The sequence below is a fragment of the Amycolatopsis lexingtonensis genome (assembly GCF_014873755.1).
Classification (GTDB): domain Bacteria; phylum Actinomycetota; class Actinomycetes; order Mycobacteriales; family Pseudonocardiaceae; genus Amycolatopsis; species Amycolatopsis lexingtonensis.
Genome location: NZ_JADBEG010000001.1, coordinates 7,983,432 through 8,005,170, shown reverse-complemented (window position 1 = coordinate 8,005,170; position 21,739 = coordinate 7,983,432). Strand labels below are relative to the sequence as shown.

Annotated in this window: 22 protein-coding genes, 2 pseudogenes and 1 riboswitch; of the genes and pseudogenes, 9 read left to right on the top strand and 15 right to left on the bottom strand. The window is 70.9% G+C overall.

The annotated features are described in order from the left end of the window. The first annotated feature begins 64 nt into the window (after positions 1-64). Positions 65-706: a pyroglutamyl-peptidase I gene (gene pcp, locus H4696_RS37135; RefSeq protein WP_086862160.1), complete on the top strand. Its 642-nt coding sequence runs from the start codon at positions 65-67 to the stop codon at positions 704-706. Here pcp and H4696_RS37130 read toward each other — a convergent pair. Further along, entirely contained in the window at positions 703-1,365 is a 663-nt protein-coding gene (locus H4696_RS37130; protein ID WP_086862161.1) for an Ig-like domain-containing protein, read from the bottom strand. The two genes, pcp and H4696_RS37130, sit on opposite strands and share 4 nt — an antisense overlap. A gap of 135 nt (positions 1,366-1,500) precedes the next feature. Here H4696_RS37130 and H4696_RS37125 point away from each other — a divergent pair, with 135 nt between their 5' ends. The 3 genes from H4696_RS37125 to H4696_RS37115 are packed head-to-tail and all read left to right on the top strand — an operon-like array spanning position 1,501 to position 3,392. Continuing rightward, the gene (locus H4696_RS37125; protein WP_086862168.1) at positions 1,501-1,881 is read left to right on the top strand and encodes a hypothetical protein; all 381 of its coding nucleotides are present in this window, start codon (positions 1,501-1,503) and stop codon (positions 1,879-1,881) included. Between the two features lies 1 nt (position 1,882). Beyond that, the gene (locus H4696_RS37120; protein ID WP_249027072.1) at positions 1,883-2,941 is read left to right on the top strand and encodes a hypothetical protein; all 1,059 of its coding nucleotides are present in this window, start codon (positions 1,883-1,885) and stop codon (positions 2,939-2,941) included. Next, positions 2,934-3,392, top strand: a complete 459-nt coding sequence (locus H4696_RS37115; RefSeq protein WP_086862162.1) for a YbaB/EbfC family nucleoid-associated protein — start codon at positions 2,934-2,936, stop codon at positions 3,390-3,392. Before H4696_RS37120 ends, H4696_RS37115 begins: the two co-directional genes overlap by 8 nt. A 13-nt stretch (positions 3,393-3,405) precedes the next feature. On the opposite strand, the pseudogene H4696_RS37110 reads toward H4696_RS37115, so the two are convergent. The 4 genes and pseudogenes from H4696_RS37110 to H4696_RS37095 all read right to left on the bottom strand — a co-directional run. Beyond that, positions 3,406-4,590 (bottom strand): annotated as a pseudogene (locus tag H4696_RS37110) (Hsp70 family protein); the annotation flags it as partial. Positions 4,591-4,649: 59 nt separating this feature from the next. Next, positions 4,650-5,006 (bottom strand): helix-turn-helix domain-containing protein, encoded by a 357-nt coding sequence (locus H4696_RS37105; protein WP_086862163.1) that lies wholly within the window; start codon positions 5,004-5,006, stop codon positions 4,650-4,652. Beyond that, on the bottom strand, positions 5,003-5,377 hold the full coding sequence (locus tag H4696_RS37100) for a type II toxin-antitoxin system RelE/ParE family toxin (RefSeq protein WP_086862164.1): 375 nt from the start codon (positions 5,375-5,377) through the stop codon (positions 5,003-5,005). The genes H4696_RS37105 and H4696_RS37100 overlap by 4 nt, the downstream gene beginning before the upstream one ends. A 105-nt stretch (positions 5,378-5,482) precedes the next feature. Further along, positions 5,483-8,041, bottom strand: a complete 2,559-nt coding sequence (locus H4696_RS37095; protein ID WP_086862165.1) for an ATP-dependent Clp protease ATP-binding subunit — start codon at positions 8,039-8,041, stop codon at positions 5,483-5,485. A gap of 370 nt (positions 8,042-8,411) precedes the next feature. On the opposite strand from H4696_RS37095, the gene H4696_RS37090 reads away from it, so the two are divergent. After that, positions 8,412-9,329 (top strand): (2Fe-2S)-binding protein, encoded by a 918-nt coding sequence (locus H4696_RS37090; protein ID WP_225955906.1) that lies wholly within the window; start codon positions 8,412-8,414, stop codon positions 9,327-9,329. Here the strand turns inward: H4696_RS37090 and H4696_RS37085 are convergent. Continuing rightward, positions 9,239-9,805, bottom strand: coding sequence for a TIGR03086 family metal-binding protein (locus H4696_RS37085; protein ID WP_086862166.1), 567 nt, complete (start codon positions 9,803-9,805; stop codon positions 9,239-9,241). The genes H4696_RS37090 and H4696_RS37085 overlap by 91 nt on opposite strands. Positions 9,806-9,870: 65 nt before the next feature. Here H4696_RS37085 and H4696_RS37080 point away from each other — a divergent pair, with 65 nt between their 5' ends. Next, a complete protein-coding gene (locus H4696_RS37080) occupies positions 9,871-10,692 on the top strand; it encodes an AraC family transcriptional regulator (protein ID WP_249027073.1) in 822 nt (273 codons plus the stop codon). A gap of 54 nt (positions 10,693-10,746) precedes the next feature. Here H4696_RS37080 and H4696_RS37075 read toward each other — a convergent pair whose 3' ends face one another. Together H4696_RS37075 and lysS are read right to left on the bottom strand one after the other, a co-directional pair. Next, positions 10,747-11,097: a histone-like nucleoid-structuring protein Lsr2 gene (locus tag H4696_RS37075; protein WP_086858523.1), complete on the bottom strand. Its 351-nt coding sequence runs from the start codon at positions 11,095-11,097 to the stop codon at positions 10,747-10,749. Positions 11,098-11,244: 147 nt separating this feature from the next. After that, the gene (gene lysS / locus H4696_RS37070; protein WP_086858522.1) at positions 11,245-12,756 is read right to left on the bottom strand and encodes a lysine--tRNA ligase; all 1,512 of its coding nucleotides are present in this window, start codon (positions 12,754-12,756) and stop codon (positions 11,245-11,247) included. 76 nt (positions 12,757-12,832) lie between these two features. On the opposite strand from lysS, the gene H4696_RS37065 reads away from it, so the two are divergent. The 3 genes from H4696_RS37065 (at position 12,833) to H4696_RS37055 (ending at position 14,453) form a co-directional block, all read left to right on the top strand. Next, entirely contained in the window at positions 12,833-13,585 is a 753-nt protein-coding gene (locus tag H4696_RS37065; protein WP_086858521.1) for a class I SAM-dependent methyltransferase, read from the top strand. Positions 13,586-13,607: 22 nt separating this feature from the next. Continuing rightward, positions 13,608-13,673: riboswitch (guanidine-III (ykkC-III) riboswitch) on the top strand. A gap of 27 nt (positions 13,674-13,700) precedes the next feature. Further along, a complete protein-coding gene (locus tag H4696_RS37060) occupies positions 13,701-14,015 on the top strand; it encodes a DMT family transporter (protein WP_086858520.1) in 315 nt (104 codons plus the stop codon). Between the two features lie 33 nt (positions 14,016-14,048). Beyond that, positions 14,049-14,453: a DUF6640 family protein gene (locus H4696_RS37055; RefSeq protein ID WP_169734926.1), complete on the top strand. Its 405-nt coding sequence runs from the start codon at positions 14,049-14,051 to the stop codon at positions 14,451-14,453. Between the two features lie 25 nt (positions 14,454-14,478). Here H4696_RS37055 and H4696_RS37050 read toward each other — a convergent pair whose 3' ends face one another. The 7 genes and pseudogenes from H4696_RS37050 to H4696_RS37020 form a co-directional block, all read right to left on the bottom strand. Beyond that, entirely contained in the window at positions 14,479-15,258 is a 780-nt protein-coding gene (locus H4696_RS37050) for a type III pantothenate kinase (protein ID WP_086858519.1), read from the bottom strand. A 5-nt stretch (positions 15,259-15,263) separates the two neighbouring features. Then, positions 15,264-15,758, bottom strand: a complete 495-nt coding sequence (gene panD / locus H4696_RS37045) for an aspartate 1-decarboxylase (protein ID WP_086858518.1) — start codon at positions 15,756-15,758, stop codon at positions 15,264-15,266. A gap of 9 nt (positions 15,759-15,767) precedes the next feature. After that, on the bottom strand, positions 15,768-16,673 hold the full coding sequence (panC, locus tag H4696_RS37040) for a pantoate--beta-alanine ligase (protein ID WP_086858517.1): 906 nt from the start codon (positions 16,671-16,673) through the stop codon (positions 15,768-15,770). Continuing rightward, positions 16,670-17,590 (bottom strand): annotated as a pseudogene (locus H4696_RS37035) (Rossmann-like and DUF2520 domain-containing protein); the annotation flags it as partial. The gene panC and the pseudogene H4696_RS37035, both read right to left, overlap by 4 nt. A gap of 131 nt (positions 17,591-17,721) precedes the next feature. Beyond that, positions 17,722-18,825 carry a PrsW family intramembrane metalloprotease gene (locus H4696_RS37030; protein ID WP_086858515.1) on the bottom strand — a complete coding sequence of 368 codons (1,104 nt, stop codon included), beginning with the start codon at positions 18,823-18,825 and terminating at the stop codon, positions 17,722-17,724. Between the two features lie 222 nt (positions 18,826-19,047). After that, entirely contained in the window at positions 19,048-21,189 is a 2,142-nt protein-coding gene (locus H4696_RS37025) for a DUF6779 domain-containing protein (RefSeq protein WP_192782742.1), read from the bottom strand. Positions 21,190-21,258: 69 nt separating this feature from the next. After that, complete coding sequence (locus H4696_RS37020; protein WP_086858513.1) at positions 21,259-21,720, bottom strand: DUF3180 domain-containing protein; 462 nt, start codon at positions 21,718-21,720, stop codon at positions 21,259-21,261. Positions 21,721-21,739: the final 19 nt, after the last annotated feature.

Below are 21,739 nucleotides of genomic sequence, written 5' to 3'. Positions count from 1 at the left end.
CGTGAATGCCACATCGAGGGACTTAAGGTCTCTAAATGTGGCATTCACGGCTTTCGGAGGTGGCATGGCCAAGGTGCTGATGACGGGGTTCGCGCCGTTCGGCGGTGAGCCGGTGAACCCGTCGTGGCAGGCGGTTTCGCGGCTCGGCGCGCGCCGGGACGACGTCGCCGCGGTCGAGCTGCCCTGCGAGTTCGGGGCGTCGCTGCCCGCGCTGCGCGCCGCGGTCGAGGAGCACCGGCCGTCGCTCGTCGTGTGCGTCGGCCAGGCCGGCGGGCGGTCCGACGTCACGCCGGAGCGCGTCGCGATCAACCTCGTCGACGCCCGCATCGCGGACAACGCGGGCGCGCGGCCGATCGACGTCCCCGTGGTCCCGGACGGCCCGGCGGCCTACTTCTCGACGCTGCCGGTGAAGGCCTGCGTGGCGGCGATCCGCGCGGCGGGCGTGCCCGCGTCGGTGTCCCACACCGCCGGGACCTACGTGTGCAACCAGGTCTTCTACGGCCTGATGCACTTGCTGGCCACGGAATTCCCGGGCGTGCGCGGCGGGTTCGTGCACGTGCCGTTCAGCCCGGAGCAGGTCGCGGCCTCGGGCAAGCAGGCACCCTCGCTCGGGGTGGACCGGATCGCCGACGCGCTGGAAGTCCTGGCGGACACGGCATTGAAGACGACCGACGACCTGGTGATCAGCGCGGGCGCGGAGCACTAACCGCCGCGGCCGGTGAGCTCCACGAACGCCGCCGGGCCCGGGACGTTGTGGTGCACCGTCAGGTCCGCGACCCGGTCGCCGCTCCACCCCGGCGTGAAGCTGACCACCAGCGTGCACCGGCGGCCCGGGGCGATGTCCTGGTTCACGCAGCCGCGCGCGTCCACCGCGAAGTCCGTGCTGTCCAGCTCGATCCCGCTCACGCGCAGCACGCTCGCGCCGACGCTGCGGACCGCCACCGTGCAGGTCGTCGTCGTGTGCACCGGGGTCGTGCCGCAGGCGACCGACTCCGGGACGACGACTTTGGCCTCCGCGGCCGTCTCCGGCACCCCCGGGAACGTCGCCGGCTTCCCGCGCACGAGGTCCAGCACGGTCACCCCGGTCACCGTCAGCACCAGCGCGCCGGCGGCCAGCAGCACGATCGCGATGGCCTTGATGCCGCGGGCGGCGCCGTCCTTGGCGGTGAACCCGCCGGCCGCCAGCACGGTGACCACCAGCGTCGAAATCAGCGTCGCGCTGGGGCCGGCGCCGATCGCGGCCGGGACGAGCGTGCCGAGCAGCGACGCCGCGACGGTGACGGCGAACCCGGTCCAGGAAAAGCGTTTCGCCTCGCGCAGCTGCCTCCGCACGGTCGGCGGCCGGGGCTTGGTCGCGGTACTCATGCAGGTAAGAGCGCCGAGCACCCCGCGCACGGACGAGATTCCCCCGTTCGGCGGTACGGCGACCCCGTTCGTGATCTGAGGCACACCATTGTGGAATCCCCCTGTCGGGCGATCGAACGGTGTTTTCATGTGCGGATGATCGGATTCGAGACCGACCTGCAGGACCTGCGGGATTCGGCCGGTGCGCTGCAGGGCGCGGCCGACGCCGCGGAAGCCGCGTCGAACGGCCTGCGTGGCACCGACGTCCCCGTCTCCTCCGGCGGTGACGGCATCTTCGGCGGCATCGCGGGGATGATCCCCGTGGCCAACGCCTTCGGCCGCACCCTCGGCATGCCCGCCGTCGCGAAGGCCTACAACGACCACCTGGCGAAGATCCAGAAGCTGGTCGCGCAGCTGCACCAGACGACCGCCGACACCAGCCACGCGCTGATGCGGATCGCGGAGCTGTACGAGAAGGCCGACGAGGACTCGAAGCAGCGCGTCAACCGCGCGGCCGCCGGCCTGGAGGGGAACTGACGTGGACGGCTACTTCGACTCCGGGCTCGACGCCCAGCCGATGTCCAGCGGTGACGACCGCCGCGCGGAACTGCTCGAAGGCATCTCCGAGGACCTGCAGGAAGGGGCGAACGACGCGCTCGACGCCCTCGAAATCCTGCGGGTGACCGACTGGATCTTCGGCATGGGCAGCGACGAAGCCGGGTTCAAGAAGATGCAGGACGACACCGCCGGCGTCTACCGCGAGTTCTCCGACGCCGACATCGACCACGAGTCGGCCGACGGCCTGCAGCACCTGATCATGAAGCACGACGCCGTCTGGAAGGCGCTGCAGCGCGACTCGAAGCCGAAGCTCGACGACGCGCGGCAGTTCCTCGACGTCTGGCGCGGCTCCGCGGCGAACGCCGTCAAGGCCTACCTGAACGAGCTCGCCGACGCCTTCACCGAGGTCGAAACCAAGATCACGGTGCTGGAGAGCGACATCGTCGCGGCGCGCGAAGCGATCGCGTCCGCCCGGCAAGACCTGAACAACCTCGGTTCGACGTTCAAGCAGACGGCCGAGGACTACCAGAAGGCGCAGGAGCGCCAGCGCGAAGCGGCCATGTCGAAGGTGCTGGCGGCGACGTTCGCGGGCGCGGTCACCGGGCTGCTCACGGTGGCGACCGCGGGCGCGGGTGCGGTCGCGGGCGCGTCGGTCTTCACGGCCGCCAACGGCGCGCTGATCGCCGGGAACGCGGCCGGCGGTGCGATCACCGCCGTCGTGGCCAACCAGGCGGAGATCAAGGGCGACAACGCTTTCGACCTGTACCAGAGCTTCGCCGAGAGCGCGGGCAAGATCCGCAGTGGCGCCGAGGACGCGGCACAGACGCTGGCGGACCGCATCGGCGACGAGTCCGTCGACCTGCCGAAGATCCCGGACGCGCCGGACGTCAGCCCGGGGTCGAGCTTCGACCCGTCGAACTTCGAGACCGACCACACTTCGCGGCGGACCGAGAAGAACGTCCGCGACGCGAACGTCGACATCGCGCCCGACGGCCGGCTGTCCAGCGGCGCGACGCACGCCGGGAGGCTGGATGGCTGACCAGCCGGACCGCGAGGCCCTGCTGGCCGAGCTTTCCGCGCTGTCGGCGACGGCGACGTCCGACGACGGCGCGGTTTCGCTGTCGGTCAACACCGACGGCGTGCTGACCCGGCTGCGGCTCACCGACGCCGTCTCGGGGATGTCGCCCACCGAGATCGCGGACGCCGTGCTGCGGACGTACGTTGCCGCGCAACGCGAGTCGGCGAAGCGGACGGGGCAGCTGCTGGCGCCGTTGGGAAGTGGCGGGTACCTGATGGACCGGCTGCGCTGGCGGGTCCAGTTCGAGCCGGAGCCGGTTCCGGTCGCGCCGCCGGCCGTCGTTCCCCGCGCGGACGACGGAAAGGTGCTCAAGGACCGGTCTTCGGACGCGCCGGCCGCGCCGCCGCCGGCCGGGCCCGTGCCGGACGACGACTACTACGGCAAGGGCATGCGGTTCGAGCAGGCTTGGTGAGCGGTCACCGCGACCACCACCGCTTGCGCGGCGGTTCCGGCGGCGCGTACGGCGGCCGCACGGCTTGCTGCTGCCACGGCTGCGGCCGCGGCGGCGGCACCGGCGGCCGGACCGGCGCGAACGCGGGCACGGTGAGGTCCGAGGTGTCGAGCGGCACGTGGTGCAGCCCGAACGCGACCGCCGTCTCGGGCTGGTCCTGCGTTGTCGGCGCGACCCCGAGCTGCCGCCCGAGCAGCGCCGCCAGCAACGGCATCCGGCTCGGCCCGCCGACGAGGTGGATCCCGGCGAGCTGCGCGGGCACCAGCCCGGCGCGGCGGATCGTCGTCCCGAGCAGTTCGGCGCTGCGCAGCAGGCTCGGCCGCACAAGCGCTTCGAGCTCGTCCCGGCTGACGAGGACGTCCCCGAACGGCTCGGGCATGGGGACGTGGGTCTGCGCGTGCCGGGAGAGGCTTTCCTTGGCGTCACGGACATCTTGGAGGAGCGCTCGCCGCGTCCGCCGGTCGGCGGTGGTCTGCGGGCGCAGCAGCCGTTGCCACTGCGCGGGATCGGCGTGCGACACCGCGCGCCCGATGTGCACGAGCAGCGCCTGGTCGATGTCGAGGCTCCCGAGATCCGGCAGCCCGCTCTCGGCGAGCACGGCGAACCCCTGCCGGCTCACCCCGACGACGGCGCAGTCGAAGGTCCCGGCCCCGAGGTCGTAAACCCCGATCGGCCCGCCCCCGGAGTTCCCGAGACTCGCGTAGTGCGCGGCGGCGGCCACTGGCTCGGGGATCAGCCGCACATCGGGCAGCCCGGCCTTGGCGGCGGCGGTCCGGATCGCCTCCTGCCGCGCGGCACCCCACCCGGCGGGGTGCGAGATCCGCGTCTGCCCAGCGGGCCGCTGCGACTGCCGTTCGGCTTCCTCCCGCATCCGCCGCAACACGGCGGCGAAGGCGTCGGTGACCGGGACATCGGTGTCCCCGAGCCGCAGGGTGCCTTCGCCGATCCGGCGCTTGGGATTGGGTTCGAACCGGCTGGGATCGATCCGGGCCCGCCGCTCCGCCTCCTGGCCGACGACGAGCAGGCCATCGTCGTTGAGGAAGACGGCGGAGGCCATGGTGACCGACCCATCGACCTCGACGGCACGTGGCGCGTGCCCGGCGGCGGAGAGCACACCCACGGTGCTGGAAGTCCCGAAGTCGATCGCCAGCACATCCACGCGGATTCCCCTCCCAAGGCCCGCGGGCATCGTCTCACGCGTGACGGGAGCGGCCGTGCTCAGGCGCAGGCGCCCCCGCGCTCGGCGGTTGAGACCGTGACGTCGTGGTCGTCGAAGTCCGCGACCACCCGCAGCCGGCCGCCGAGAGCCGTGATGTAGCGCCGGAGCGTGTCCAGTTCCATCTGCCCGGGATCCCCTTGCTCGAGCTGACTGATCCTCGGCTGGCTCACCCCCATGCGCCGGGCGAGTTCGGTCTGGCTGAGGCCGGCGTCCTCGCGGAGCTGAGCGAGGCGGAACCCGAGCACGTAGGCCTCGGTGGCTTCGCGAGCAGCGGCACGGGCACCCTCTACGTCCCGGCCGGCGCCCCGATCGAGGGCAGCCTTGTCCGCCTTCACGTCCTTCCAGGACCGGCTCATCGCGCCCCGCGCTCCTCTCCGTGCCTCAGGTGTTCTCGGAACCGCTGCTCGGCGACCGGGACGTTCCGGTCGTACCAGCCCTTCCAGTTCCCGGCCTTGTCGCCGGCGACAAGGAGCAACGCTCGCCGGACGGGGTCGAAGGCGAAAAGGATCCTGATCTCGCTGCTGCCCGCGGAAGCAGGTCGCAGTTCTTTCAGGTTGTGCAGCCTCGAACCGTGCACCCGATCGACGAGCGGCCGCCCGAGGCCGGGACCTTCTCGAGCGAGCATGTCGATCGCCTCTTCGACCCGATCCGCGGAGACCGGGTCCGCCCGGCACAGGTCCACGAACCACTGGTCGACCTCGTCGTGCAGTTCGATCTCCCACTCCATCCAGCAACTATAATGTAGACGTTATGGCGAGATTGCGCCAGACACGAGAAAGGGCGGCTCCCCCGAAACCGGGGAAACCGCCCTTCTCACGCACTGCTCAGCCGATCACTCGCCTTCGGCTTCGCCGCCCTGCTCCTCGTGGCCCGCGCCGATGCTCACCGGCGGGGCGTCCGGGACCGACGACGGCTTGCGCTCACCGCGGAAGGTGAACTTCGCCTGGTCGTCCTTGTCCTCCGGGTTGCCGCTCCAGCCTTCGACGTCGACCAGGATGATCTGACCCGGCTCGACCTCGCCGAACAGGATCTTCTCCGACAGCTGGTCTTCGATCTCGCGCTGGATCGTCCGGCGCAGCGGGCGGGCGCCCAGCACCGGGTCGAAGCCGCGCTTGGCCAGGAGGGACTTGGCCTTCTCGGTCAGCTCCAGCTCCATGTCCTTGGCGCGCAGCTGGGTCTCCACGCGGCCGATCATCAGGTCGACCATCATGATGATCTGTTCCTGCGTCAGCTGGTGGAACACGATGATGTCATCGATCCGGTTCAGGAACTCCGGGCGGAAATGCTTCTTCATTTCCTCGTTGACCTTCTGCTTCATCTTCTCGTACCGGTTCGTGGTGTCGTTGGCACCGGCGAACCCGAGGGAGACGGACTTCGAGATGTCCGACGTGCCCAGGTTGGACGTGAAGATGAGGACCGTGTTCTTGAAGTCGACCGTGCGGCCCTGACCGTCGGTCAGGCGGCCGTCCTCCAGCACCTGCAGGAGCGTGTTGTAGATCTCCTGGTGCGCCTTCTCGATCTCGTCGAACAGGACCACCGAGAACGGCTTGCGACGCACCTTCTCCGTCAGCTGGCCGCCCTCTTCGTAGCCCACGTAGCCCGGAGGGGCACCGAAGAGCCGCGAAGCGGTGTAGCGGTCGTGGAACTCGCCCATGTCGATCTGGATGAGCGCGTCGTCCTCGCCGAACAGGAACGAGGCCAGCGCCTTGGACAGCTCGGTCTTACCGACACCGGACGGGCCGGCGAAGATGAACGAGCCCGACGGGCGCTTCGGGTCCTTCAGGCCCGCACGCGTACGGCGGATCGCCTGCGAGACGGCCTTGACCGCGTCCTCCTGGCCGATGATGCGCTTGTGGAGCTCGTCCTCCATGCGCAGCAGCCGGGTGGTCTCCTCCTCGGTCAGCTTGAACACCGGGATGCCGGTCCAGTTGGCCAGCACCTCCGCGATCTGCTCGTCGTCGACCTCGGCGACGACGTCGAGGTCGCCGTCCTTCCACTGCTTCTCCCGCTCGCCCTTCTGGCCGAGGAGGGTCTTCTCCTCGTCACGCAGGCGGGCGGCCCGCTCGAAGTCCTGCGCGTCGATCGCGGACTCCTTGTCGCGGCGGACGTTCGCGATCTTCTCGTCGAACTCGCGCAGGTCCGGCGGCGCGGTCATCCGGCGGATGCGCATCCGGGCGCCGGCCTCGTCGATCAGGTCGATCGCCTTGTCCGGGAGGAACCGGTCGTTGATGTACCGGTCCGCCAGGGTCGCGGCGGCGACCAGCGCCGAGTCGGTGATCGAGACGCGGTGGTGCGCCTCGTACCGGTCGCGCAGGCCCTTGAGGATCTCGATCGTGTGCTCCAGCGACGGCTCGCCGACCTGGATCGGCTGGAACCGGCGCTCGAGGGCGGCGTCCTTCTCGATGTACTTGCGGTACTCCTCGAGCGTGGTCGCGCCGATCGTCTGCAGCTCACCGCGGGCGAGCATCGGCTTCAGGATCGAAGCCGCGTCGATCGCGCCCTCGGCGGCACCCGCCCCGACCAGCGTGTGCAGCTCGTCGATGAACAGGATGATGTCGCCGCGGGTCTTGATCTCCTTGAGCACCTTCTTCAGGCGCTCTTCGAAGTCACCGCGGTAGCGGGAGCCGGCGACCAGGGAGCCCAGGTCCAGCGTGTAGAGCTGCTTGTCCTTGAGCGTCTCGGGCACCTCGCCCTTGACGATGCTCTGCGCGAGGCCCTCGACGACGGCGGTCTTGCCGACGCCGGGCTCGCCGATGAGCACCGGGTTGTTCTTGGTCCGGCGGGACAGCACCTGCATGACCCGCTCGATCTCCTTGCCGCGCCCGATGACCGGGTCGAGCTTGCCCTCGCGGGCGAGCACGGTCATGTTGCGGCCGAACTGGTCCAGGACCAGCGACGACGACGGGGTGCCCTCACCGCGGCCGGAACCGGTTTCGGTGGACTCCTTGCCGCCCTGGTAGCCCGAGAGCAGCTGCAGCACCTGCTGGCGGACCCGGTTGAGGTCCGCACCCAGCTTGACCAGCACCTGCGCGGCGACGCCCTCGCCCTCGCGGATCAGGCCCAGCAGGATGTGCTCGGTGCCGATGTAGTTGTGGCCGAGCTGCAGCGCTTCGCGCAGTGACAGCTCCAGCACCTTCTTGGCGCGCGGCGTGAACGGGATGTGCCCGCTCGGCGCCTGCTGGCCCTGGCCGATGATCTCTTCGACCTGCTGGCGCACGCCCTCCAGGGCGATGCCCAGCGACTCCAGCGCCTTGGCGGCGACACCCTCACCCTCGTGGATCAGACCCAGGAGGATGTGCTCGGTGCCGATGTAGTTGTGGTTGAGCATCCTGGCCTCTTCTTGAGCCAGGACGACCACCCGCCTCGCGCGGTCGGTGAACCTCTCAAACATGTGCACTCCCTCGACTGCTGCGCCGGCGGCCCGTTTCCATCGTGCTTTCACCGCGATGGATTCAGCACCGTGAGACCACTCTAGTAGCCAAGTGGTCGCGCTGGCGTACCACTACGGCCGACAGTGGCCTTTTCCGCACCCGGACGTGCCATCTCCCGGGTGCTCCCATCTTCATGTTGCCCTGCACCTTTACGTCAAGCCCAACGTGCGGAGAGCCGCCCGGATTCCGCCATCCGCGCGGTGTCCGCTCACCGCGAACAGTCCGCAACCTGGGAGTGCCGGATCACGGTGCCACCCGATTGGCGCAGTAGCCGTCTGCCTGTAAGGTTAGGCACGCCTAATCCACTACGGCTGCGAAGGAGGGCCGCGGTTGAACCAGCAGCGGTCCTTCCGAGACGCGCGCGAGGTCGGAGACGGCCTCGCGTCGTCGTTGCGGCGGGTCTCCGGCCGCCAGGAGCGCACCGAGCTGCGGCGCGACGTCCCGGCGGGCTGGATCCGCTGCTCGGAGCTGCTGGAGACGCCCGCGTACTTCGACGAGTGGCGCGGCCTCCTCGGCGACTGGCTGCTGCGCGAGCACGACGCGACGCCGTCCCGGACCACGGCCAGCTGGGTGATGACCTGGTACCTGCACGTCCCGGCGTACGTCGGCGCGCTGCTGCTGCACCACGAGCGCCGGGTGCCGTCGCTGAAGCCGGCGGAGCTGGCGTTCCGGCTGGCCGACGACCGCCCGCACCCCGACGGCATGGCCGTGCTGGGTGACGCGTTCCACTGCCTGCCGACGGATCCGGGCTCGGCCCGCCCGGAGGCCACCGTGGTGCGCGACGAGCGCGCCCTGGCGGCGGTCCTGCGGGCCCGCTACCTGGCCCACGCGGCCCAGTTCGTCCGCGCGTACGCGCCGGTCGGCGGGCTCGGCCGCCGGATGCTCTGGGCGGCGGCGACCGACGCGCTGGAGAACTCGCTGTGGTGGGCCGGCCGCCAGGGCGGCACGCCGGAGGCGGAGGGCGCGGGCGTCGCCGACGCGGCGCTGGTCCTCGACGCGCGCTACCCGCCGCTGACGTCGGCGTCGACGTTGCGCCTGGTGGAGGGTCCCGACGGCCACCGCGAGTGGACGCGGCGCCGCGAGAGCTGCTGCTTCTCCTACCTGCTCCCGGCCGAGTCGGAGTGCGACGGCTGCCCGCGCACCTGCTCGCCGCGGGCTCAGGACGGCCAGGACGGGTCGCGCCCGGACGCGCCGAGCGCCCGGTCCAGCGCCGGCGCATCGGCGGGTACGGCCACCTCGGGCCCGTAGACGCCCATCGAGCGCGCCTGCTCGCCCATGAGCACCGCGGACTCGTACACCGCCGTCGCCGCTCCGGGGGCGCAGGTGAGCTCCTGGCCGCTCGCCCGGGCCAGGTCCCAGCCGTGCAGCACGAACTCGCCCAGCACCATGGCGCCGACCACCGAGGCGGGCAGCCGCGCCGTGCCCAGCGCCGTCGCGCCCGTCCACGCCGACGGCGTCCCGAAGACGTCCACGAGCGTCTCCGTCTGCTTCTCCAGGGCCGCACGCCAGTCGTCGCCGACCAGCGCCGCCTCCGCCTCGGCCCCCGCGGGCGGCGGTTCCTCGCGCCGTCCCGCGGCCAGCAGCCACGGTCCCCAGTACAAGAGGTGGTTCAGCAGCCCGCGGACGTCGTAGCCGGCGCACGGCGTCGGCGCGGTCAGCTCGGTCACGGCGGTGGCGACCCGGAGGAATTCGCTTGCGGCGGGCCGCAGCAGCTCGGCAGTCATGCCGGAGAGCCAAGCCGGTGTCCGGCGGCCCGTCTTGGACAAACGCGACAGCTACCGTGTGCGGCGTGGCGCACCGGATCCCGCGCGGCATCGTGGCCGAGGCCACCGCGCGCACGATGTTCACGCTGACGAGGCACCCGCCCGCCCCCGAGCTGGCGGATTTCGTCGAATACCACTGGGTCCTGCGCTGGGACCGGCGCGGCGAACCGGCCCACGAGCAGCGGGTGTTGCCGAACCTCTCGGTGCACGCGACGTTCTTCCCCGGCGCGTCCGGCGTGTACGGCCCGTCGCACGACGTCTTTTCGCACCGCCTGACCGGCCGCGTGCACGGCTTGGGCGTGCGTTTCCGGCCCGGCTGCTTCCGCGCGTTCCTCGGCCGCCCGGTGCGTGACATCGCCGACCGATCCGTCCCGCTCACGGATGTTTTCGGGCCGGCGGCGATCCGGGCCGCGGAATCGGTGCGGACCGCGGCCGGCGACGCGCAAATGGTCGGTGCGATCGACAACTTGCTGATCGCAAATCCGGTACGGCTCACCCCGGCCGCGCGCCACGCCGCCGCGGCGGTGGAATCAATCGCGCGTGATCCGGGAATTACCCGGGTGGCGCAACTGTGCGCGGATACTGGACTAACCACCCGGTCCATCCAGCGGTTGTTCGCCGAACACGTCGGCTGCCCGCCCAAGTGGGCGATCCGGATATACCGCCTCAACGACGCTGCGCAGCGGTTGGTCACGGAAGGCCAGCCGGATTACGCCGGACTGGCGGTTCGACTGGGCTATAGCGACCAGTCGCACTTCATCCGCGATTTCCGGACGGTGACCGGCCAGTCGCCTGCCGAGTACGCCCGAACGGCTCTCGCGGCCGAACCGGACAGAGATCGGACATGAAGAAAGCCGCCGGGCGAATTCGCCCGGCGGCCACCAGCACCTCGTGAACGGTCCTCAGTTCTTCTTGTGGTAGGCCTCGACGACCTCGGAGGGGATGCGGCCCCGGTCCGAAACCGCGTAACCGTTCTTGCGCGCCCAAGCGCGAATGGCCTGGTTCTGCTCACGGTCCACCGCGGCCGGGCGGGCCGATCCCTTGCCCGAGACCGGACGCACGGAAGCGCGCTTGCGGCCACCCGCGCGCCGCGCGTGCTCGACATACTGGGCGAGGGCGTCCCGCAGCTCCTCGGCGTTTTCCGAGGAGAGATCGATCTGGTAGCTGACGCCGTCCAAACCGAACTCGACGGTCTCTTCGGCCTCGCTGCCGTCCAGGTCGTCCACCAGCGAGACGAGCACCTTCTGCGCCATCTGTTTCCTCCTGCGGGGCTTACTCAATGATCTGGTGACGGGGCGAGCCCCGGGGACAGAAGACTTTGTCTAGAACATTAGTACCCGCTCCGGGAGTGCAGCGCAAATCTCTATGCGATAACCGCCCGCTATCCTCACACGGGCGGGTTATTCCGGACGTACCAGCGGGAAGAGGATCGTCTCCCGGATACCGAGACCGGTCAGCGCCATGAGCAGCCGGTCGATCCCCATTCCGACGCCGCCGCTCGGCGGCATTCCGTACTCCAGGGCCCGGAGGAAATCCTCGTCCAGCCGCATGGCTTCGCTATCACCCTGCGCGGCCAGCAGCGACTGTTCGGTGAGCCGTTCCCGTTGGACGGCCGGATCGACCAGCTCGGAGTAACCGGTGGCGAGTTCGAATCCGCGCACGTAGAGGTCCCACTTCTCGGCCACGCCCGGCCGCGAGCGGTGCTGCCTCGTCAATGGTGACGTCTCCAGCGGAAAATCACGCACAAAGGTGGGGGCGTGCAGGTGATCTCCGACGAGGTGTTCCCACAGTTCCTCGACCAGCTTGCCGTGCCCGAGCTTCGGATCCACTTCGAGGCCCCTGGCCTGCGCGAATCCGTGCAGTTTGGGGGCGGGCGTCTCCGGCGTCACCTCTTCACCGAGTGAATCGGACAACGACTCGTACATTCCGAGCGTGGTCCATTCGCCGGACAGGTCGTACTCCGAACCGTCGGGCAGGGTGACCACCTGGGTGTCCAGCACCGACTGCGCGGCCTCCTGGATCAGCTCCCGCGTCATCACCGCATTGGTCTCGTACGTCGCATACGCTTCGTAGTACTCGACCATCGCGAACTCCGGCGAGTGCGACGAGTCGCTGCCCTCGTTCCGGAAATTGCGGTTGATCTCGAAGACCTTCTCGATGCCGCCGACGACGCAGCGCTTGAGGTACAGCTCCGGTGCGATCCGCAGGAACAGCTCCATGTCGAACGCGTTCGAGTGCGTGACGAACGGGCGGGCCGCGGCGCCGCCGTGCAGCGTCTGCAGCATCGGCGTCTCGACCTCGGTGAACCCCCGGCGGTGGAACGACTCCCGCAGCGACCGGGCCACGCCGGCGCGGGTGCGCACGACGTCCCGCGCGCGCGGGCGCATGATGAGGTCGACGTAGCGCTGGCGGATCCGCGTTTCCTCGGCGAGTTCCTTGTGCGCGTTGGGCAGCGGGCGCAGCGCCTTCGACGTGAGGCGCCAGGCGTCGGCCATCACCGACAGCTCGCCGCGCTTGGACGTGATGACCTCGCCCTGCACGAACACGTGGTCGCCGAGGTCGACGTCGGCCTTCCACGCCGCCAGCGCGTCTTCGCCGACCTTCGCCAGGCTGATCATCGCCTGCAGCTCGGTGCCGTCGCCCTCGCGCAGGCTGGCGAAGCACAGTTTGCCGGTGTTGCGCAGGAACATGACCCGGCCCGTGACGCCGACCGTCTCGCCGGTGGCGGTGTCGGTGGGCAGCCCTTCGTGCGCCGCCCGCACTTCGGCGAGCGAGTGCGTGCGCGGCACCTCGACCGGGTAGGGATCGATGCCCTCGGCGAGGATCCGGTCGCGCTTCTCCCGGCGCACCCGCATCTGCTCGGGCAGTTCGTCTTCGGCGGGCTCGCTGGTGGAAGCGGGGTTTTCGGTCATGGCCCATAGGGTACGAACCCCGCCGCGCGCTACGCCAACCGGATTACCTTTACTTTCCTTCCATTAACCTGGCCCGGTGAGTGATCCCACACACGCCCGCCGCGCTTCTTCCTTCGGCAGCCGCGCGGCCGCGTACGCCGAGCACCGGCCCGATTACCCGCGGACAGCGATCGAGTGGGGGCTTTCCGGGGCCACCGGAACCCCGCGGCGGGTGCTCGACCTCGGCGCCGGAACGGGCAAGCTGACCCTCGGCCTCACCGGCCTCGGCCTCGACGTCACCGCCGTCGAACCCGACCCGGAAATGCGCGCGGAACTGGCGCGCCGCGTGCCGGCGGCGACGGCGCTGCCCGGCCGGGCGGAACGGATCCCGGTGCCCGACGCCGCGGTCGACGCGGTATTCGTCGGCCAGGCGTTCCATTGGTTCGACGTGCCGGCGGCGATGACGGAGATCGCCCGCGTGCTGCGTCCCGGCGGCGTGCTGGTGCCGATGTGGAACTACGAAGACGAATCGGTGCCCTGGGTGGCCGAGTTCACCGAACTGGGCCGCGACGGCGCCCGCAAGCCGGCGTCGACCGACGATTTGCGCGAGGTGGCGCACCCGGCGTTCGAGCCGTTCGACGAGGAACGGTTTCACCATGCGCAACGGCGCACCGCGGAGACCCTGCTGGAAACGATCGCGACCTATTCCCTCGTGATCGTCTCGTCCCCGGAGGAGTCGTCCGCGCTCTTGACGCGCCTTCGCGAGTTTCTCGCGGCCAATCCGGCCACGGCGAATGGTGAGTTCGACCTCCCGTTGATCACCTGGGGGCTGCGCGCCCGCCGCCGGTAGCTTTCGCGTGCTAGCTTCGGAAGTGGCTCCGCGTCCGCGGCTGCCCCGGACGAGCGCGTCGTACCCGGTCAGGACAAGACGGCGCAGTGGTTCCACACACTGCGAAAGGCTCGTCATGTCCTGGCTCGTCCTCGTCCTGTCCGGAGTGTTCGAAACGATCTGGGCGGCCGCGCTCGGCGCGTCCAAGGGGTTCTCCCGCCCGGTTCCCACGGTGACGTTCGTGCTCGCGCTCGCGCTGAGCATGGCCGGGCTGGCGTACGCACTCCGCGAAATCCCGCTCGGCACCGGTTACGCGATCTGGGTCGGCATCGGCACGATCGGCACGGCTGCGTACGGGATGCTGGTCCTCGGCGACCCCGCGACGGCCGCGCGAATCACCTGCCTGGCGCTGATCGTGGCGGGTGTCGTGGGGCTCAAACTGCTGCATTGACCTCGATCAAGGTCGAGGTTCGATACTGACGGGATGAGCCGGAAACCCTTGGGGCGAGCGCTGATCTCGCTGACTTCCCTCTTGACGGCGGCGGGCCCGTACCGCGCCGACTGGAACGAGACCCACGTGTACAACCCCGCGTGGCCACCGCACGCGAAGTTCCACAACGGCCAGACGATGAGCCTGGGACTGGCACTGGGCGCCACCAGCTTGTGGCAGCTGTGGCGGCCGTTTTCGGGGCGAACGGGTCTTGACGCGGGTGCCGTGCTGGCGTCGTTGTACTGGGTGACGCAGATTTCGGCGCTGGCTTATCCGGGGTCGCGCGCGGTCGATCCCCCGGGGGAGGCGCGGTTTCCGCAGGCGAAGGTGGCCTTCCCGGCGCTGGCGGTGACGGCGCTCGGGTACGTGCTGGAGCGGCGCAGGCTGGCCCGCGGCTGACCAACGACGAGCCGGAAGACGACCGTCAGGAACGAATGTTCCGCTCGTACACCAACCGCAACCCGAGCAACGTCAAATCCGGCACATGCTCGGTGATCGTCTCCGACTCCTCGAGCACCAACGGCGCCAGCCCACCGGTCGCCAGCACCGCGACCGGTTCCGTACCACTCGGCGAAAGCTCCCGCACGATCCGCTTCACGAGCCCGTCGACCTGCCCGGCGAACCCGTACAGGATCCCCGACTGCAGGCACTCCACGGTGTTCTTCCCGATCACCGACCGCGGCGGCACCAGCTCGACCTTCCGCAGCGCCGCCGCGCGCAACGCCAGTGCGTCCACCGAAATCTCGATGCCCGGTGCGAACGCGCCACCCAGGAACTCCCCGCGAGCGGAAATCGCGTCCACGTTCGTGGACGTCCCGAAGTCGACCACCACGCACGCCGTGCCGCTGTGGAGGTGGTGCGCGGCCAGCGTGTTCGCCAGCCGGTCCGCGCCCACCTCCTTCGGGTTGTCCACCAACAGCGGCACACCCGTGCGGACACCCGGTTCCACCACGATCTTCGGCACGTCCGCGTAGTACCGCGAAAGCATCACGCGCAGTTCGCGCAGCACCGCGGGCACGGTCGACAGCGCGCTGATGCCCGTCACCGAATCCGCGTGCGGGCCCAGCAGGCCGCGCACCGTCAACGCCAGCTCGTCGGCCGTCATGCGCGCGTCCGTGCGCATGCGCCAGTCACCCACGAGTGACTGACCGGACCAGAGTCCCAGGACGATGTTCGTGTTGCCGACGTCGACGGTGAGCAGCAAGCGGGTCAGCTTTCCGCGTGCAGCAACGCGTCGAGGCGGCGGGCGTCCGCCGTCTCCGCGACCGGGAAGACCGCCGTCTCGTCGTCCGGCAGCGTCACGGTGCCGCTCAGCAGGCCCGAACCCTCCGGCGCGTGGCCGGGGTCGCTGTGCCGGTGGACGATCCGGTTGTCCGCGTCGACGAACACCACGCGCGGTTCGTACGTCGCGGCCTCGGCGTCCTCCATCTGGCCGTACGAAATGAGGATGACCAGGTCACCCGGGTGCACCAGGTGCGCCGCCGCGCCGTTGATGCCGAGGACGCCGCTGCCGCGTTCGCCCTTGATGACGTAGGTCTCCAGCCGGGCGCCGTTGGTGACGTCCACAATGGACACCTGTTCCCCGGGCAGGAGGTCCGCGGCCTCCATCAGGTCTTCGTCGACCGTCACCGATCCGACGTAGTGCAGGTCGGCCTGGGTCACCGTGACCCGGTGGATCTTCGACTTGAGCATCGTGCGGTACATCGTGGACTCCTATTCCCCTGCGTCCAGCCGCTCCGGGTGCTCGACGGCCTTGCCGAGCAGCACCGGGGCGTTGTCGATCAGCCGGGTACTCCCCACCCGGGCCGCGATCAACAGTCGTGCCTCACCGTCGACGGGCGCGGGCCCGAGGTCGGTTCCCCGCAACTCGAGGTAATCCACCTCGACCGCCGGCCGGGCGGCGAGGGTCTTCCACGCGGCCTCGAGGACCGCGTCGGCCCCGTCCCGGCCGACGAACGCCCCCGCGGTGAGGGCGGCCGACAGGACGACAGCGTCTTCGCGCTGCTCGGGCGTCAGGTAGACGTTGCGCGACGACAGCGCCAGCCCGTCGCGTTCCCGCACGGTCGGCACGCCGATGACGCGCGTGTCGATGTTCAGGTCCCGCACCATCCGCTTGATCAGCACCAGCTGCTGGTAGTCCTTTTCGCCGAAGAACGCGTAGTCCGGGCGCACCAGGTTGAACAGCTTCGCCACGACGGTCAGCACGCCGGCGAAGTGGCCGGGCCGGACGACGCCCTCGAGCTCGTCGCCGAGCGGGCCCGGGTGCACGGTCACCGCGGCGCCGTCGGCGTACAGGGCGTCGGCGGTCGGGGTGAACGCGATTTCGACGCCGTCCTCGCGCAGCACGGCCAGGTCGGCTTCCAGGGGCCGCGGGTACGCCTCGAAGTCCTCGCCCTCGCCGAACTGCAGCGGGTTGACGAAGATCGAGGTGGCCACGACGGTGTTCGGCAGCCGCTTCGCGCGGCGGATCAGCTCGCGGTGCCCGGCGTGCAGCGCGCCCATGGTGGGCACGAGGGCGACCTTGCGCCCGACGCCGTGCAGCGCGCGGCTGACCTGGCTGACGTGCTCGGGCGGCGCGAACGCGTTCAGCGTGCCGCGGGTGAATTTCGGTGTGGTCACTGGTCTTGCTGCCCTTCGGCGGGATCGTCGAGGAGTTCGGTGAGGTCTTTCGCGGCCGCGGTGTCCTGCAGCACTCCTGCTGCCAGGGAACGCGCCACCGTGCGCTTGGCCAGCGCCCGGTAGGCCGGCGCCACGTCCGGCGCCCGGTCCGTGAGCACCGCGAGGTGCTTGCGGACGGTGCCGAGATCGCCACGGGCGACCGGGCCGGTGAGCGCGCGGTCGCCATGTCGCAGCACATTATCCAACGCCGCCGAAAGCAGCGGTGCGACCAGGCGTTCGGAATGCCCGATTCCCGCTTCCCGCAAGACTTCCGTGCAGTCGGCGACCAGTGTCATCAGGTGGTTCGCGCCGTGGGTCAACGCAGCGTGGTAGAGCGCTCGCGCGGAGTCGGGGATGCGCACCGGCTCGGCACCCATCTCGACCGCGAGCGCCTCGCCGACGTTCCAAGCCGCTTCGTCGTCCTCGGCCGCGGTGACGCCGATGCTGCACGCCGCCAGCCGCTCGAGGTCCTCCTCGCGGCCGGTGAACGTCATCACCGGGTGCAGCGCGAGCGGCAGCGCCCCCGCTTCGGCCGCGGGGGCCAGCACGTCGATGCCCTGCGCGCCGGAGGTGTGCACGACGATCTGCCCCGGCCGCAGCGACCCCGTGGCGACGAGCCCGCGGACCATCCCGGCCAGCGCGTCGTCGGGGAGGGCGAGCAGCACCAGGTCCGCCCGGCCGACGGTTTCGTCGGGCGGCAGGAGGGGCACGTCGGGGAGGAGGCGTTCGGCTCGGGCCAGCGACGCCGCGGAGAGGCCGGACGCGGCGACGACGGTGTGTCCCGCCCGGGCCAGCGCGGCGCCGAGCACACTGCCCACCCGGCCGGCGGACACGACGCCGACCGCGAGGCGGGCGGGCCTCATCATGGCGTGCGCCTGTGGACGCTCATGGTGGCAGACTCCCTCTGCTCTCGTTCCAGTCCCGCTCCGGGTACCGGACGAACGGCGCGAGACTAACTCGATTAAGCGCGAGGTGTTGAACCCGGGTGACCAGCTTCACCCGGACCGGGTCACCCTCGGGCGGCCTCGTCGGCGAGGCGCGTCGCCTCCGCGCGAGCGGCCTTCAACGTGCGCAGCAGCTCCTGCTGGCGCTGCCGGTCGGTGTCGCTGGTGAGCTGGTGCCGGTCGAGGAACGCGAGCTCCGTCACGCTCGCCTGGTAGAGGGCGACGGCCTTCGCGGCCTGCTTGCCGGACTGCCGCTTCGCCTGCCTACGCCACGCCCGCCGCCCGGGCAGGCTGGCCAGCAGCTCGACCTCCGACGGCGCGATCCAGCGCGCCGACGCCATGTGCGGCAGCGCGGCGGCGATGATCCGCTGCTCCCGCCGCCGCTGCAGGATGACCAGGTAGACGACGCCGAGGAACAACGGAACCATGATCAGGAAGTAGACGGTCAGGAACTTCGACCCGCCGAGCAGCGCGGCGCTGTTCCACAGCGCGTGCAGGCAGACGGCGGCCAGGTAGCCGGCGATCGGCGCGACGAACTTGAGCGCCTTGGTGGTCGTCCGCGCGGCGATGCCGATCCCGATGCCGGTCAGCACCGCGAACAGCGGGTGCGTGAACGGCGCGAGCACGCCACGCAGGAAGAACGCCGTGATGACGCCCTGGCTGTGGCCGTCGCCGAAGCCGTAGTCGGCGAACGCGCGCCCGAAGTAGTAGATGTTCTCGGTGAAGGCGAACCCGGCGGCGCTGAACCCGGCGTAGACGACCCCGTCCACGACGCCGTCGAACTCGCTGGAGCGGCGCCACGCGATGAGCACGACGAACAGCGCCTTCGCCGCCTCCTCGACCACGGGAGCCGAGACGAGCGCGGCGAGCGTGTTGCCGTTGCCGGTCCCGAGCAGCTCTTCGCCAACGGCCTCGGCGGTGGTGTTGATGAGCAGCGCGGTGATGGTGGCGATGCAGGCGCCCCAGGCGAAGGCGAGGAGCAGGAACTTGGCGGGCTCGGGCTCCCACCGGTCGACCCAGAGGAACCCGGCGACCACGCCGGCGACCGGCACGAGCGCGGCCAGCACCCCGATGGTGACGGCGAGCGGCCCGACCCGCGCGGTGGCCAGCCCGAACAGGAACAGGCCGCACAGGGCCACCACGATCAGCCCGAACACCGGCAGCAGCACGGTGATCCGGCGAGGCCGCCGGCCACGGTCGAGTCCCGTCGCGGGCGAGAGGGTTCCGCTCACAGGCGGTCACCCTACGCAGACCGGACAGGAGACGGAACGCCACCTCGCCCCTCGGCGTGCCGCCCGTGCCAGCCCCAGGGGTGTCGGCAAGCACCCCAATGTGGCGTTCGGTGCGCTGGACGCACCGAACGCCACATTGGGGTGCTTGGGGCCTGCGTCTCAGTCCTCCGCGCGTCGGCGGCGGCGCGGGGTCGCGCCGGTTCCGCCGTTCGCCGCCAGGAGCTCGCTCACCGAGCGGCCCGCCGCGTGCGACCCGCTGCCCGGGGGCGGCTCGGCCGAACGGTGGCCGTTGTGGCCGTTGCCGTTCTGCTCGACGTCCGCCGGGTCGACCGGGGCCATGTTGCGCCGGGACATCGAGGCGCGCTCGGCGATCATGCCCTCCCACGCCGGGGGCTCGCCGTCCGGGCGACGGCGGCGGCCGCCTCCCGTCGGCTCCGGCGCGGGGACCGGCGGCATCTGCTGCGACTCGTCCGGCTTGCGGCGGCGGCCGCCGGAACGGCCCTGGAAGTTGCGGACCGACTCCGGAAGCGTCGGGTTCGCCATCGGCGCCTCGTGGGCGCCCTCCGCCGGCGCGCGGTGCGAACCGCTGTGCCGGGACGACGGCTCGTCGAGGATCGGCGACATGTCGGCCCGCGAGAACTGCTCCAGCCGCGACGGACGGCGGCCGTCGGCGGCCGGGACCGGCGTGGTCGGCGGGACCACCGGCGGCAGGTCCGTCCGCGACGGCTGCCGCGGCGACGGGCTCTTGCTCGGCACCGGCGTCGTCGGCGGGACGACCGGCGGGATGTCGTTGCGCGACGCCGTGGCGTCCCGCGGCATCGGCGGGGCCGGCTTCGGCTCCGGCGGCTTCGGCCGGTGCGGACGCTGCCGCTCGGCGAAGTCGTCGCGGTTCTGGAAGGCCGCGCTGAGGTCCTTGACCGGCCGGATGTCCGACCGCGACATCTCCGACGGCTTCGGCGGCGGCACGCTGGCCGCCGGACGTCCCGGCGCGGCACGCGGCGGCTCGGGCGCCTTGCGCGGCTCGGGGCGCGCGCCGTTCGGCTTCGGGCCGACGCGCGGCAGGTCCGGCCGCGACATTTCCACCCGCGGGATGTCCGGACGCGACATCTCCACCCGGGGAATGTCCGGACGGGACATCTCGACCCGCGGGATGTCCGGACGCGACATCTCCACCCGCGGAATGTCCGGACGCGACATCTCCACCCGCGGAATGTCCGGACGCGACATCTCCACCCGCGGAATGTCCGACCGGGACACCTCGGCGGGCCGCATCGCCGGGCGCGACAGCTCCGCGCGGCGCGCGGGCGGCGGCTCGGGACGGCGGATCTCCGTCTTCGGCTCCGGCGCACGCCGGATCTCGGTCTTGGGCTCGGGCCGCGGCACCTGCCGCGTCGGCTCGGCGGCGGCTTCCGGACGGCGCTCGGGCTGCTTCGCGACCTCGTCCGGCTTCGGCAGCCGCATCGGCTGCGACTCGGCCTGGCGGCGCGCCGCCTCGGCCCGCAGCTCGGCGGCCTTCAGCTCGCGCTGCGCGGCGTTCAGCGCCGGGTCGACCGCCGGCACCGGCGGACGGCGTTCGCTCAGCGGCTTCGGCCGGGCCATCTGCTGGGTGCTCTGCACCGAGACGTTCGCCGGGGCCTTCGGGACGGCCTTGCCGCCGAAGCCCTTGCCGAGCCCCTTGCCGTTCGCGGGCTTGCCGTTCGACGCCTTGCGGCGGCGCTCGTCGAGGACGCGGTCGATCAGCTCGGTCGGCCGGTCGCCCTGCTCGGCGGGCTTCTTCCCGGCCATCAGCTGCGCCGGCTTCTTCTTCGGCGCGGCGTCGGGGATCATCCGGTTCTCGTCGGACAGCTTGCGCATCCGGGTCGCCTGCGCGGTCAGCGCGACGCGTTCGAGCAGCACCTCGCCGCCGAACAGCGACTGGAGGCTGTCCCGCAGCGCGGACACCTCGGCGCGCAGCGCCTCCAGCTCCTCGCGCCCGCGGGAGTCGGCGGCACTGCGGTTGTCCGCCTCCATCTCCAGCTCGTACTCACGCCGGGCCGCGATCTCGCGTTCCAGCTCCAACTCGTACACAGCCTGCGCCTCGGCGACCGCGTCCTCGCTCTGTGCCGCGTGCTTGCGGTACTTCACGGCGAGGAAAGCGCCGATCAGGGCAGCCCAGAGGGCCGCGACGATCCCCAGCCGGAGATAGCGGAGATCGTCGCTGAGCACCAGTGCGAGGGTGGCTCCGATGGCGAGGACGAATCCGACGACGAGCCACGGCCTGCCCAAGAGGCGGCCGCGCGAGTCGTCACCCACGCCGGTCATGACTGACACCGTACCTGCTCGTAATCCGAACGAGACCTACTCGGTCCAGCGAGCGGTGGGATTCCAGCGCTAACCGGTCGTCCCGCGGGTGTGCTCACGATCTTGGTCGTGCGGGGTCCGGCAGCAGTGTTCGAGCCACAAACCCGCTGCTACCAGGGCCGCGGCGGACGCGACGCCGACGACCGCCGCGCGGGTGTCGAGCACCGCGGCGACGAGTTCGTCACGTCTCGGGAAAAGGTAGGCCAGCGCGGCCAGCCAGGCGCCCGCCATGAACGCTCCGGCGAGTGACGACGCTTTCGCCAAGGCCACCGATCGGGCGATCCCGATCGCGGCGACGACGCGGCCGTTCTTGATCCGCGAGCGGATGGAGAACGCGAGCACGGCCTCGATCACCGCCAGGACGGCCAAGGTGATGCCGGCGAGCAGCGGCAGCTGGGGCAGCGAGCCGTAGGCGAGCTGGAACAGCAGGTAGCCGATCGCCAGGCCGAGCAGCCCGGCGACGACCAGGTCACGGGGCCGCGTGAAGTGCATACGACAACCGTACCGTGAG

What these genes read in the sequence shown, in the direction of transcription:
- H4696_RS37100 (WP_086862164.1), bottom strand. Translation starts at nt 5,377, where the DNA reads ATGGAGTGGGAGATCGAACTGCACGACGAGGTCGACCAGTGGTTCGTG.
- H4696_RS37025 (WP_192782742.1), bottom strand. Translation starts at nt 21,189, where the DNA reads ATGACCGGCGTGGGTGACGACTCGCGCGGCCGCCTCTTGGGCAGGCCG.
- H4696_RS37105 (WP_086862163.1), bottom strand. Translation starts at nt 5,006, where the DNA reads ATGAGCCGGTCCTGGAAGGACGTGAAGGCGGACAAGGCTGCCCTCGAT.
- lysS (WP_086858522.1), bottom strand. Translation starts at nt 12,756, where the DNA reads ATGACCGAAAACCCCGCTTCCACCAGCGAGCCCGCCGAAGACGAACTG.
- H4696_RS37125 (WP_086862168.1), top strand. Translation starts at nt 1,501, where the DNA reads ATGATCGGATTCGAGACCGACCTGCAGGACCTGCGGGATTCGGCCGGT.
- H4696_RS37075 (WP_086858523.1), bottom strand. Translation starts at nt 11,097, where the DNA reads ATGGCGCAGAAGGTGCTCGTCTCGCTGGTGGACGACCTGGACGGCAGC.
- H4696_RS37130 (WP_086862161.1), bottom strand. Translation starts at nt 1,365, where the DNA reads ATGAGTACCGCGACCAAGCCCCGGCCGCCGACCGTGCGGAGGCAGCTG.
- H4696_RS37085 (WP_086862166.1), bottom strand. Translation starts at nt 9,805, where the DNA reads ATGACTGCCGAGCTGCTGCGGCCCGCCGCAAGCGAATTCCTCCGGGTC.
- H4696_RS37020 (WP_086858513.1), bottom strand. Translation starts at nt 21,720, where the DNA reads ATGCACTTCACGCGGCCCCGTGACCTGGTCGTCGCCGGGCTGCTCGGC.
- H4696_RS37115 (WP_086862162.1), top strand. Translation starts at nt 2,934, where the DNA reads ATGGCTGACCAGCCGGACCGCGAGGCCCTGCTGGCCGAGCTTTCCGCG.
- H4696_RS37095 (WP_086862165.1), bottom strand. Translation starts at nt 8,041, where the DNA reads ATGTTTGAGAGGTTCACCGACCGCGCGAGGCGGGTGGTCGTCCTGGCT.
- H4696_RS37060 (WP_086858520.1), top strand. Translation starts at nt 13,701, where the DNA reads ATGTCCTGGCTCGTCCTCGTCCTGTCCGGAGTGTTCGAAACGATCTGG.
- H4696_RS37055 (WP_169734926.1), top strand. Translation starts at nt 14,049, where the DNA reads ATGAGCCGGAAACCCTTGGGGCGAGCGCTGATCTCGCTGACTTCCCTC.
- panD (WP_086858518.1), bottom strand. Translation starts at nt 15,758, where the DNA reads ATGTACCGCACGATGCTCAAGTCGAAGATCCACCGGGTCACGGTGACC.
- pcp (WP_086862160.1), top strand. Translation starts at nt 65, where the DNA reads ATGGCCAAGGTGCTGATGACGGGGTTCGCGCCGTTCGGCGGTGAGCCG.